General features: G+C 69.8%; 8 protein-coding genes and 1 pseudogene. 5 read left to right on the plus strand and 4 right to left on the minus strand.

Annotated elements, in window-relative coordinates:
• Window positions 1-12 precede the first annotated feature (12 nt).
• The 4 genes from ACIO3R_RS29535 to ACIO3R_RS29550 form a co-directional block, all read right to left on the minus strand.
• Window positions 13-1935, minus strand: a complete 1923-nt coding sequence (locus ACIO3R_RS29535; protein WP_402110057.1) for a glycosyl hydrolase family 28-related protein — start codon at window positions 1933-1935, stop codon at window positions 13-15.
• 66 nt (window positions 1936-2001) lie between these two features.
• Complete coding sequence (locus tag ACIO3R_RS29540) at window positions 2002-3765, minus strand: glycosyl hydrolase family 28-related protein (protein WP_402110059.1); 1764 nt, start codon at window positions 3763-3765, stop codon at window positions 2002-2004.
• 292 nt (window positions 3766-4057) lie between these two features.
• Entirely contained in the window at window positions 4058-5221 is a 1164-nt protein-coding gene (locus ACIO3R_RS29545; protein WP_385040122.1) for a spermidine/putrescine ABC transporter substrate-binding protein, read from the minus strand.
• 184 nt (window positions 5222-5405) lie between these two features.
• Window positions 5406-6845, minus strand: coding sequence for a gamma-aminobutyraldehyde dehydrogenase (locus ACIO3R_RS29550; protein WP_401294760.1), 1440 nt, complete (start codon window positions 6843-6845; stop codon window positions 5406-5408).
• A 163-nt stretch (window positions 6846-7008) separates the two neighbouring features.
• Between ACIO3R_RS29550 and ACIO3R_RS29555 the strand changes: the two genes are divergently transcribed.
• The 5 genes and pseudogenes from ACIO3R_RS29555 (at window position 7009) to ACIO3R_RS29575 (ending at window position 12222) form a co-directional block, all read left to right on the plus strand.
• Complete coding sequence (locus tag ACIO3R_RS29555; protein ID WP_385038507.1) at window positions 7009-7515, plus strand: Lrp/AsnC family transcriptional regulator; 507 nt, start codon at window positions 7009-7011, stop codon at window positions 7513-7515.
• The gene (locus ACIO3R_RS29560; protein WP_385038504.1) at window positions 7500-8879 is read left to right on the plus strand and encodes an aspartate aminotransferase family protein; all 1380 of its coding nucleotides are present in this window, start codon (window positions 7500-7502) and stop codon (window positions 8877-8879) included. Before ACIO3R_RS29555 ends, ACIO3R_RS29560 begins: the two co-directional genes overlap by 16 nt.
• 256 nt (window positions 8880-9135) lie before the next feature.
• Window positions 9136-9873 carry an ABC transporter ATP-binding protein gene (locus tag ACIO3R_RS29565; protein WP_402110062.1) on the plus strand — a complete coding sequence of 246 codons (738 nt, stop codon included), beginning with the start codon at window positions 9136-9138 and terminating at the stop codon, window positions 9871-9873.
• On the plus strand, window positions 9855-11039 hold the full coding sequence (locus tag ACIO3R_RS29570) for a hypothetical protein (protein WP_402110063.1): 1185 nt from the start codon (window positions 9855-9857) through the stop codon (window positions 11037-11039). Before ACIO3R_RS29565 ends, ACIO3R_RS29570 begins: the two co-directional genes overlap by 19 nt.
• 63 nt (window positions 11040-11102) lie before the next feature.
• Window positions 11103-12222: pseudogene (locus ACIO3R_RS29575) on the plus strand (LOG family protein).
• The last annotated feature ends 84 nt before the right edge of the window (window positions 12223-12306 follow it).

The raw sequence follows: 12306 nt of genomic DNA on the forward strand, positions 1-12306 counted from the left end.
GCGGCAGGGTGTCTACCGTCCCTGCCCGCTCCCCCGCACCTCGGCGGCGGACCGCGCCGCACCCCCGTCGATCACGAACTGCGATCCGGGTTCGACCAGGACGTCCCCGTCGCGCGAGCCGCTGATCGTCACACCGGTCAGCGTCGCGCTGCCTCGTGCGCCGCCCATGGCGAGGATGCCGGAGCCGTTGGGTGACCCGGAGATCGTCACATCGCTGATCCTGGCGTCCGGGATGGCGCCTCCGCCGGTCTTGAACTGGATACCGTCGTAGGTCGAGTCCTGGATGTCGGTGTCACGGATGGTGACGCCGGGGATGTCGGAGCCCTGTGCGAACAGGGTGATCGCCCCGAACTCCTGGTCCTCGTTCCAGAACGCGCCGCCGGTGCGGTAGAGCCCGTTGTTCGCGATCAGGGTCTCCCCGGAGAAGGGCACCGGGTCGTGGTCGGTGGCCAGCATGATGCCGGGGTAGTTCATGGTGTCGTACACCAAGTTGTTCTCGATCTTGTTGCCGTAGCCGCCGTACACCGCGATGCCGTTGGCCCGCCAGGGCAGCTGCACGGTGTTGTTGACGAAGGCGTTGTCGTGGCCGACGTCCGTCGAGGGGTCCTTGACGTACTTGCTCGCCCACACCGCCAGCGCGTCGTCCCCGGTGTTGCGGAAGGACGAGTCGGTGACGGAGGAGTTGTGGGTGCCGTTGGTGAAGTTGATGCCGTCGGCGTAGGTGTTGCGGATGCGCATCCCGCTGAATTCGAGTCCGTCACCCGGCCCCCACAGCTCCGGGATGTTGCTGTAGTCGCGGCCGACCCAGGTGGCGACGTTGGCGTGCTCGATCCACACGTTGGTGATCTTGGTGTTCTTGCCGAAGCGTCCGTTGAGACCGACGCCGCCCTCGGCATTGCCGTCGCCGCCCCGGATGGTGCCGGAGCCGAAGATCGCGATGTCCGAGATCTTGGTGTTGTCGTCGATGTCGAAGCCGAAGTTGCCCTCGTGCGGGTGGTTGATGCCGCCCGCGTCCTGCGGCGGAGTCAGGGTGTACAGCTGCGAGTGCCACATGCCGGCACCGCGGATCGTGACGTCGCGGATACCGACCTGGTTGTACTGGCCCCGGTTCAGCGGATCGTCGGTCAGGATCTTCTGCTCCTGCCGCCACTGCCCGGCCGGGATCCACACACAGTCGATCTCACCGTTCTGGTTGGCAGTGACGGCCTTCTGGATCGCGTCCGTGTCGTCTATCCCGTCGTCGGGGACCGCGCCGTACTCGGTGATCGAGGTGCACTCGGCGGGCTTGGGCGTGGGCGGTGCCACCTGCTCCAGGTCGACCAGGTCGACGACGTAGTACGCGGCGTCGTCACCGGCGTCGCGCTGGAGCCGGAAGGTGGTGCCCGCGGGGTAGGTCTTGTCGAGCAGGGCGTGCGACTCGTCGAACAGACGGCGCGCGTCACCGCCGGGGGTGTTCGTCAGGCCTTCCGGCTCGTCCGTGCTGCCGTAGAGCCAGCTGTGCTTGGACGACAGGTCCAGCTTCTGCACGAACGTGCCGTCGGCATAGAGGCTCAGCGTCTTCTGCTGGCCGCCTCCGCCCGGCGCGTCGGGGATCGAGTTGCGGACGACGACGGAATTGGTGCTGCCGGTCGAAGTGAACTCCACGTGCTGGCCGGTGGAGTCGAGGCGTACCGACTTGCGCCCCGAGGACTCGGTGGCGAAGTTGGTGTGCCCGAAGGTGCGGGTGGCGTCCGTCTCCAGCAGGGTGCCGTCGTAGGTGCCGTCCTCCGCCTCGTACTCGTCGTACGGGGCCGAGGCGCCCCGGGCGGCCGCGGCGGCGGACGTCTCGGGTGCCACCGGCGCCGCCTCTGCGGCGGTCGGCAGCAGCCAGGCGGCGGTCAGTGCGGCGCCGAGCGTGACGGCGATACTCCGCCGGCTCCAGTCTCTTCTGGTCACAGCGTGCGTTCCTCTCGATGTGGGGGGATTGCCGAGATCGTTCGCAGGAGTTGCCACTGGTCGCCGCTACTCGCCGCCGCCCGGCTGGGGCCAGGCGGAGCAGTCGTCCCAGGTGGTGTCCCAGCCGGAGTTGCCGCCGCCGTCGGTGAGCGTGAAGGTGCCGGAGCCCTCGGGGTAGGAGCAGTTGTAGACGCCGGCCGCACCGACCTCAGTGGCCGTGACGCCCGACATCTTCACGGCACCGGGCGTCTCGGCCTGGACGACGACGGTGCCGACCCCGTCGACGGCGGACCCGTCGACGGTGACGTTCTTGACGGCCTGGCCGGTGCCGCCGCCCGAGACGAACTCGTAGGCGCTGTAGGGGCTGTCCTTGATGGTGGTGTCGGTGATGTTCACGTTCGCCTCGATGGCGCTGTCGTACGCGTCCACGCGCAGCGCGCCCATCGGGTGTCCCCAGTTGGGGTTGACGGCCCCGGTGCGTACGAGGGTGTTCCCGGAGACCGTGATGGTGCCGCCGAGGGGGAAGAACGGGTCGGCGAACTTCTGGTTGGAGATGGCGATACCGCTGCCGAGGGCGTTGGTGTCGCTGATCAGGTTGTCCTTGACGGTGATGTCGCTGCCGCCGTAGATGGCGATGCCGTTCGCCAGGTTGGGCTGGGAGATGGTGTTGTTCGCGAAGGTGGAGCCGGTGTCGGCGGCGTTCAGCGACCACATCGCGAGCGAGTCGTCACCCTGGTTGCGCAGGAAGTTGTTGCGCACCTGCACGCCGTGGGCCGTGCCGTTGAGGTTCAGGCCGTCCGCGGTGGTGTCCAGGATCCGGTTGTTCTCGACGACCAGGTTGTCGTTGTTGCCGGTCAGCCAGAGGCCGACCTTGAGGTGCTGCAACCACATGCCGCTGACCCGGGAGTCCGGGCCGAGCGATCCGTTGACGAAGTTGTCCGGATTGCTGTCGACCCGCTCGGTGACCTCGCCGATGACCGCGAAGTCCTTGAGGGCGACCTTGCCGGCCGAGCTGCTCTGGTTGATGAACCGTGAGGCGTGCACGACCGAGTGCCAGCTGCCGGCGCCCTGGATCGTCACGTTCTCGACGCCGCTGAGCTCGGAGTCCAGCTTGAAGTCGCCCGCCGGGATCCACACGGTGCCGCCGACGGCCCTGGCCTCGGTGATCGCGTCGCGGAAGGCCTGCGTGGAGTCCTGCTGTCCGGTGGCGTCGGCGCCCTTGTCGACGACGGAGACCGCGCCCGACGGCTCGGCGGCGGGCGCGTCGACCTGCTCGAAGTCGGCGACGTCGACGGTGACCTCGGTGGAGGCGGCCTCCAGCTTCACCTTGTCGCCGGCCTGCGCGTCGCGGCCGAGGAGGAGGCGGGCGTTGTCGAAGAGGTGATGGCTCCTGGCGCCGGCGATCCAGGGGGTGTCGACGTAGCTGTACTTGGAGGTGACGGCCAGGGACGCGTCGAGCTTGGTGCCGTTGACGTAGACGGCGAGTGAACCGCTCTGCCCGTCTGGGACGCTGTAGGCGACGTTCACGGCGTTGGCCGCCCTGTCCAGGGTGAACTCCACGCTCTGCCCGCCGGTCAGGCGCACCGCCTGCCGGCCGGAGGCCTCGGAGGCAAGGGTGCCCTGGGTGTAGTCGGGGCCGATCTTCTGACCGGTGGTGGAGGCGGACTCCGCCTCTGCGGAGCTGAAGGGGAGGGTGGCGCCTGCCGCGGCCGCACTGGGCGGCGGCGCCTGCTGGGCGGAGGCCTGACCGGTGACGCCGATGACCGTGCCCACGAGGGCGACCGCGACGGCGAGAACGTACGAATGACGCGTGGGGGATGACATGCGCATGACACTCCAATGCTTGTGGGGCTGCGCTTCCCGGTGGGGGAGATGGGGGGAGAGGGAAGCGCCTGACACTCAAGCATCACGAACACATGAACACAAGATGTCGCTCAGATATTGAAAATAATTGACAGCATGGCGAAACAACCAACTGGAGCGGAGACGCAGGCTGAGGCAGGTCGCCGGAAAGAACCGCGCCGCCCCACAACGAAACGGCACCACGCGCATTCCGCGTGGTGCCGCTGAACCTCAACTGTGCCCGGACAAGGCCCTCGTCACAGACGCCCCGGGCAGGGCCTCACAGGCCGACGATGGAGTTCCATTTCTTGGCGAACCCGGTGCGCTCCTCGGACGTGATGTCGCGGGCGATGGCGAGCCGTTTGCGCATGGCGTCGTCGGGGAAGATCAGCGGGTCCTCGGCGAGTGCGGCGGTCTCCTCGTCCTTGGAGGAGGCCAGTACGTCGCGGGCGGCCGGGACCGGGCAGACGTAGTTGACCCAGGTCGCCAGTTCGGCGGCGACCTCGGGCTCGTAGTAGTAGTCGACGAGCCTCTCGGCGTTGCGCTTGTGGTGGGCGAGGTTGGGGATCATGAGTGATTCCGCCCAGAGCTCGGCCCCCTCCTCCGGCACCACGAACTCGATCTCCGGGTTGTCCGCCTGGAGCTGGATGACATCGCCGGAGTAGGCCTGGCAGGCGAGCACATCGCCGGTGGAGAGGTCCTTGATGTAGTCGTTGCCGGTGAAGCGGCGGATGTGCTTCGTCTTCACCAGCTTCTCCACCTGGTCGCAGATGTCGTAGAAGTCGTCGCGCTTCCAGCGGGTGATGTCGACGCCGTTGCCCTGCATCAGCAGGGCGAAGGACTCGTCGAGCCCGGAGAGCAGCGTCACCTTGCCGCGCAGGTCGGGCGCCCACAGGTCGCTCAGGTGCCGGATCTCGCGGCCGAGCCTCTTGCGGTTGTACGCGATGCCGGTGATCCCGGACTGCCAGGGCACGCTGTGGGTACGGCCCTTGTCGAAGGCGGGCGAGCGCAGCTGCGGATCGAGGTACTTCGTCACATTGGGCTGCTTGGCCCGGTCCATCTCCTGGACCCAGCCGAGCCGGACGAACCGGGCGGCCATCCAGTCGCTGATGACGATGAGGTCGCGCCCGGTCTGCTGGTGGTTCATCAGCGCGGGGCTGATCTTCCCGAAGAACTCGTCGTTGTCGTTGATCTCCTCGGTGTACGTGACGGAGATCCCGGTGCGTTTGCTGAAGGCGTCCAGGGTGGGCCGCTTCGACTGGTTCGTGTCATCGGTGTCGATGTAGAGCGGCCAGTTGGCGAAGTGCAGGGTGTGGTCGCCCGCGGAGGAGTCGCGTCCGGCACGGTCGCCGGGCTTCACGTAGGCGGCGGGCACTCCGCAGCCGGCCAGCGTGGCTCCGGCCGCCCCCGCCCCGAGGGCGCGGAGCAGGGACCGGCGGGACATGGGGTTCTTCGGGATTGCTCGCACCTGCGCAGGATGCCGGTCGGCGGGTGCCGCGGGCAATGGACCAACCGTCCAGCGGTGGCCGCCCCCCGCGCACACCCTGTCGATGCCGGGCGGGTCCGGGAGCACGGACGCGGCCCCGGGCGGGAGCCCGGGGCCGCGTCCGTACGGTTCGCCGCGGCGGTCAGCCGTCGAGCGAGGTCATGACGTGCTTGATCCGGGTGTAGTCCTCGAAGCCGTAGGCGGAGAGGTCCTTGCCGTAGCCGGACTTCTTGAATCCGCCGTGCGGCATCTCGGCGACGAGCGGAATGTGGGTGTTGATCCACACACAGCCGAAGTCGAGGTTCTTGGACATCCGCATGGCGCGGCCGTGGTCCTTGGTCCACACCGAGGAGGCCAGGGCGTACTCGACGCCGTTCGCCCACTCCAGCGCCTGCGCCTCGTCGCGGAAGGACTGAACGGTGATGACCGGGCCGAAGACCTCGTGCTGGATGATCTCGTCGTCCTGCTTGAGGCCGGAGACGACGGTGGGAGCGTAGAAGTAGCCCTTCTCGCCGACCCGGTGGCCGCCCGCCTCGACCTTGGCGTGGGCGGGGAGCCGCTCGATGAAGCCGCTGACCTGTGCGAGCTGGTTGGCGTTGTTGAGGGGGCCGTAGAGCACGTCCTCGTCGTCCGGCAGGCCGGTCTTCGTGTCGGCCGCCGCCTTGGCCAGCGCGGTGACGAACTCGTCGTGGATGGACTCGTGGACCAGGACGCGGGTCGCGGCCGTGCAGTCCTGCCCGGCGTTGAAGTAGCCGGCGACCGAGATGTCCTCGACGGCCTTGGCGATGTCGGTGTCCTCGAACACGACGACCGGCGCCTTGCCGCCGAGCTCCAGGTGGACCCGCTTGACGTCCTTGGCGGCGGACTCGGCGACCTGCATGCCGGCCCGTACCGAACCGGTGATGGAGGCCATCGCGGGGGTCTTGTGCTCCACCATCGCGCGGCCGGTGTCCCGGTCTCCGCAGATGACGTTGAAGACGCCCTTGGGCACGATCTGCCCGATGATCTCGGCGATCAGCACGGTGGACGCCGGGGTGGTGTCGGAGGGCTTGATGACGACGGTGTTGCCCGCGGCGAGCGCCGGGGCGAACTTCCAGACGGCCATCATCATCGGGTAGTTCCACGGCGCGACCTGGGCGCAGACACCGACCGGCTCGCGGCGGACGATGGAGGTGAGCCCCTCCATGTACTCGCCGGCCGAACGCCCCTCCAGCAGCCGGGCGGCACCCGCGAAGAAGCGGATCTGGTCGACCATCGGCGGGAGTTCCTCGGTGCGGGTGAGCCCGACCGGCTTGCCGGTGTTCTCCGACTCGGCCGCGATGAGGTCCTCGGCGCGCTCCTCGAAGGCGTCCGCGATCTTCAGCAGGGCGCGCTGGCGTTCGGCGGGGGTGGCGTCGCGCCAGGCGGGGAAGGCCGCGGCGGCGGCGTCCATGGCGGCATCGACGTCGGCGGCGCCGGAGAGCGGCGAGGTCGCGTAGACCTCTTCCGTCACCGGGTTGACCACGTCGATGGTCCGCCCGTCGGCGGCGTCACGGAACTCTCCGTTGATGTAGTTGCGCAGACGGCGCACCTCGGTGGTCACAGCCGGCCCTCCTGCTCTGAAGTCCAATGGGTGAGACGCCCAGCGTAGTCGCTCGGGTAACGCTTTCGACATACCCAACCGCCGTGAACTTCGGATTCAGTGTGATTCAAGCCCTTCAACAACGAATTTCATCGATTGAGGGTTGCGAGACAGACGAGTCCCGGTGCACAGTGGCTCCGTGGCCAGTCGTAGCGCAGACTCCAGGACCGGGAACGGATCGTCCTCAACGGTCGATGCCGTGTCCCTCGCGATCATCGAGCAGCTCCAGGAGGACGGACGTCGTCCGTACGCCGCGATCGGCAAGGCCGTCGGCCTCTCGGAGGCGGCCGTGCGCCAGCGCGTCCAGAAGCTGCTCGACCAGGGCGTGATGCAGATCGTCGCCGTCACCGACCCGCTCACCGTGGGGTTCAGACGCCAGGCGATGGTCGGGATCAACGTCGAGGGCGACCTCGATCCCGTCGCGGAGGCCCTGTCGGCCATGACCGAGTGCGAGTACGTGGTGATGACCGCGGGCTCCTTCGACCTGATGGTGGAGATCGTCTGCGAGGACGACGACCACCTGCTGGAGACGATCAGCAAACGCATCCGGGCCATTCCCGGTGTGCGCTCCACCGAGAGCTTCGTCTACCTCAAGCTCAAGAAGCAGACCTACATGTGGGGAACCCGATAGCCGTGAGCAAGGACCTCAGCCAGACTGCGTACGACCACCTGTGGATGCACTTCACCCGCATGTCGGACTACGAGAACGCGCCCGTTCCCACCATCGTGCGTGGCGAGGGCACCTACATCTTCGACGACCAGGGCAAGCGCTACCTCGACGGCCTGTCCGGCCTGTTCGTGGTGAACGCCGGCCACGGCCGTCACGAGCTCGCCGAGGCCGCGTACAAGCAGGCGCAGGAGCTGGCCTTCTTCCCGGTGTGGTCCTACGCCCACCCGAAGGCCGTCCAACTGGCCGAGCGCCTCGCCGACTACGCCCCGGGTGACCTCAACAAGGTCTTCTTCACCACCGGTGGCGGCGAGGCCGTCGAGACCGCGTGGAAGCTGGCGAAGCAGTACTTCAAGCTCACGGGCAAGCCGACCAAGTACAAGGTCATCTCGCGTGCGGTCGCCTACCACGGCACCCCGCAGGGCGCCCTGTCCATCACCGGTCTGCCGGCCCTCAAGGCCCCCTTCGAGCCGCTGGTCCCCGGCGCGCACAAGGTGCCGAACACCAACATCTACCGCGCCCCGCTCTTCGGCGACGACCCGGTGGCCTTCGGGCGCTGGGCCGCCGACCAGATCGAGCAGGAGATCCTCTTCGAGGGCGCGGACACCGTCGCCGCCGTCTTCCTGGAGCCCGTGCAGAACGCGGGCGGCTGTTTCCCGCCCCCGCCCGGCTACTTCCAGCGCGTCCGGGAGATCTGCGACAAGTACGACGTGCTGCTCGTCTCCGACGAGGTCATCTGCGCCTTCGGCCGGCTCGGCACGATGTTCGCCTGCGACAAGTTCGGCTACGTGCCGGACATGATCACCTGCGCCAAGGGCATGACCTCGGGCTACTCGCCGATCGGTGCCTGCATCATCTCGGACAGGCTCGCCGAGCCGTTCTACGAGGGCGACAACACCTTCCTGCACGGCTACACCTTCGGCGGCCACCCGGTCTCCGCGGCGGTCGGCCTCGCCAACCTCGACATCTTCGAGAGGGAAGGCCTCAACCAGCACGTCCTCGACAACGAGAACGCGTTCTTCACCACGCTGCAGAAGCTGCACGACCTGCCGATCGTCGGCGACGTCCGCGGCAACGGCTTCTTCTACGGCATCGAGCTGGTGAAGGACAAGGTCACCAAGGAGACGTTCACCGACGAGGAGACCGAGCGCGTCCTGTACGGCTTCCTCTCCAAGGCGCTGTACGACAACGGCCTGTACTGCCGGGCCGACGACCGCGGCGACCCGGTCGTCCAGCTCGCCCCGCCGCTGATCTCCGACCAGTCCACGTTCGACGAGATCGAGTCCATCCTGCGGTCCGTCCTGACGGAGGCCTGGACGAAGCTCTGACCGATAGCTCGATCGGCTGATCGACCGAGCTCGGTTTGACCACCGCTTGACCGTCCCCCCGGCGGTCCCCCAGCGGTCATTTCATACGGTTCACACGGCCCGGATGCGCCCAATCGAGTGGGAAGAGGCGCACCCGGGCCGCGTGCTGTGCGCACACCGCGGTCCGAATCCTTACGGTGCCGAGTGACCGATCGGCCCCCTCTTCGTTCCCCCGTACGGGGGAACGGGATATCTGATCTGAACCGAGGTGTACGCCATGGTGGCCCCGCCGGACAACGACGTGATCTGGGCGCGCTCCCTGCACCACTCCCACAACGGCTCACCCGCGCTCGGCGGGGTGTCCCTGGGGATCCGCGACGGCGAGATCCTCGCCGTGACCGGCCCGCGCGGCAGTGGCAAGACCACGCTGCTGCACTGCCTGTCCGGCCAACTGGTGCCCTCCCAGGGGGAGGTGTGGTTCAACAGCGTTCCCGTCCACACCATGGGACCCCGGCTGCGCGAACGGCTGCGCCGCGACAAGTTCGGCTGGATCGCCCCCGAGCCCCAGCTCGTCCCGGAGCTGACCACCTGGGAGAACACCGCCCTCCCGCTGCTGCTGCGCGGCGTCTCGCACCGGGAGGCCAAGAAGTCCGCCATGGAGTGGCTGGAGCGCCTCGACATCGGCATGTGCGCCAGGAAGCGGCCGCACACCCTCCAGCAGAGCCAGCGGCAGCGGATCGCGGTGGCCCGCGCGCTGGCCACCGCCCCCGCGGTGATCTTCGCCGACGAGCCGACCGCGACCCTCCACCGCACCGACCGCACCCATGTGCTGCGCACCCTGACGAGCGCGGCCCGCTCGCACGGCATCACGGTGGTCCTCGCCACGCACGACGCGGAGATCGCCGCCCTCGCCGACCGTGCGGTGCCGCTGCTGGACGGACGCCGGGTCGCCACGGTCGCCCTGCCGGCCGCAACCGACACGGAGGGCCGCGCGGCGTGCTCGCTCTCCGTCTAGCCCGCGGCTCCCATCCACTGGTCCTGATGCGGCGGCTGCTGGTCGCGGCCGCCTCCGCCGGGGTCGGCTTCCTCCTGCTGTGCACCCTCGGCTACGCCTCCGGGCACCCGGCGCACTCCACCGGTTCCGTGCTGCGGCTGCTGTGGTGCTTCGTACCGCTGGCCGCCACCGTGCAGTTCGCGGTCGCGGTCGCCCGGACCGACCCGAGCACCCGCCCGCGCGCCGGGCTCTCCGCCGTCGGCCTCGGGCCGGTCCGGCTCAGTGTGCTGGCCGCCGTCTCCACCGCGGTCTCGTGCACCCTCGGCTCCATGGTGGCGCTGCTCTTCTTCCTCCATCTGCGCGGCGATCTGTCGGGCCTGCCGTTCGACGGTGCGGCGGCCAGGCTGCTGGGCGCCGAGGCGTCGCTGCCGCTGGCCGCAGTCCTGGTCCTGCTGACCCTGGTGCCCGCTGCGGCCGCCACGGCGAGCGCGCTGGCGCTGCGCACCAGGCCGGTGCGGGCGGCGGGCGTGCAGGACGGTTCGCAGGACCTGCTGCCCGAGGAGCAGGCCCCCGCCCCGGCCGCCCCGCCGGCCGGGCTGCCGTGGGGCGTGGCCCTGACGGCAGCCGGGCTCGCGGTCGAGGCGTACGCGAGCCGCGGTTCCGCGGGCAGCCCGTTCCCGCTCCCCGGGAAGCTCGACTCCACTCCGGCCTGGGTCCTGGTGGGGTGGACGCTGACGGCGATCGGCCTCGCCACGGCCGGCCCCGGGCTGACCCATCTCGCCGGACGGCTGCTCCAGGCGGTGCGACCCGGAGCCGTACGCCTGCTGGCGGGACGGGTGCTGATGGACGAGTCACGCCGGATCGGCCGGCCACTGGGCGTCGTCTGCGCGGTGCTCTCGGCCGTCATCGCCGCGTTCGCGCTGTACGGGACGGGCCCCCGGCCCTTCGGACCGCTCACCGCGCTCGGCGCCGTACTCGTCATCGGCTGCACGACGGCGACGCTGCTGACCTCGGCGCTGGAGGCGAAGCAGGCCCGCGCGGAAACGGCGCGGGCACTACTGCGGCTCGGCGCCCCGGCCTCGGCGCTGCGGGCCGCGACGGCGCTGCGCGCGGCCGCACTGCTCCTCGTCTTCGCCCCACTGACCTGGGCGATCGCCGAGCTGGCCGCTCTGCCGCTGACCCCCTGAGCGGCTGAGCGGCCGGCCGGCCGCCATCGGGGCGCCCGCCCGACCGGTCCGTAGCATGAGGCCGTGGAGAACCCGGACGAGAGCATTCCCGCACCCGGCGGCGAGATCGAGTCGCTCGCCGAATTCGACGAGGCGGTCGCCGCCGGCTCGCTGGCCGGGCGCCGCGTCCAGTCCGTCGATCTGACGGACCGCACCGCCGCCCTGCTCGCCGCCGACACGTCGGGCGCCGTCTTCCTCGGCTGCCCGATGGGGCCCGACGCTGCGACGAAGGTGCGGGCCGACGGGGCGTTCGTCTTCCCGCCGGTGCCGGGCCTGCCCTTCGATCCCTACCGTGGACTGCTCTACTCCCCCGACGCGCTCTACGACGGGCTGACGAAGGGCGGTTACGAGGCCACGCCCGACGCCCGCGCCCACCACTGGTTCCAGGAGACGCGGTCCAACGGTGACGCGTTCGCGTCGATGCTCCGCGCGCTCCACGACGACGCGGTCTCCGACGCGCTGGACGAGCTCCTGGCCGGGGCCGGGGTGGTCGGTGTGATGGGCGGCCACGCGACGGCCCGCGGCAGCGCCGCCTACGCGGCCTCGGCCCGCCTCGGCCGGACCCTGGCCCGCGACGGACTGACGGTGGCCACCGGGGGCGGCCCGGGGGCGATGGAGGCGGCGAACCTCGGCGCCGCACCCCGACGCGATGCTGGACAGGGCCTGCGAACTCCTGTCCACGGTCCCCTCGTTCACCCCCTCGGTCTCCGACTGGGCGCTGACGGCGTTCGCCGTGCGGGAGCGGTGGCCGGACGGCGGCGGCTCGGTGTCGATCCCGACCTGGTTCTACGGCCACGAGCCGCCGAACCCGTTCGCCGACCACATCGCCAAGTACTTCGCCAACGCCCTGCGTGAGGACGGGCTGCTGGCCCGCTCGACCGCGGGCGTGATCTTCCTCCCCGGCGCGGCCGGCACCGTCCAGGAGATCTTCGACAGCGCCACCCCGAACTACTACGGATCACGTGGCCAACCGGTCCCGATGGTGCTGGTCGGCCGTGACCACTGGACCCGGGAACTGCCCGCGTGGCCCCTGCTCCGGGCGCTCGCCGCGGACCGGCCGATGGAGTCCCGTATCGCGCTCGTCGACACGGCGGAGGAAGCACCCGCGGCGCTCGCCCGGCTGTCGGCTCACCGCCCCGCCTGAGATCCGGGGGCATCCGCCGGCAGCCCCGCCAGCAGTCCGGCGGCCCGTCGCGCGACCTGCGGGGCGGGCAGCAGCATCCGGGCC

The organism is Streptomyces sp. NPDC087428, from assembly GCF_044744085.1.
Taxonomy (GTDB): domain Bacteria; phylum Actinomycetota; class Actinomycetes; order Streptomycetales; family Streptomycetaceae; genus Streptomyces.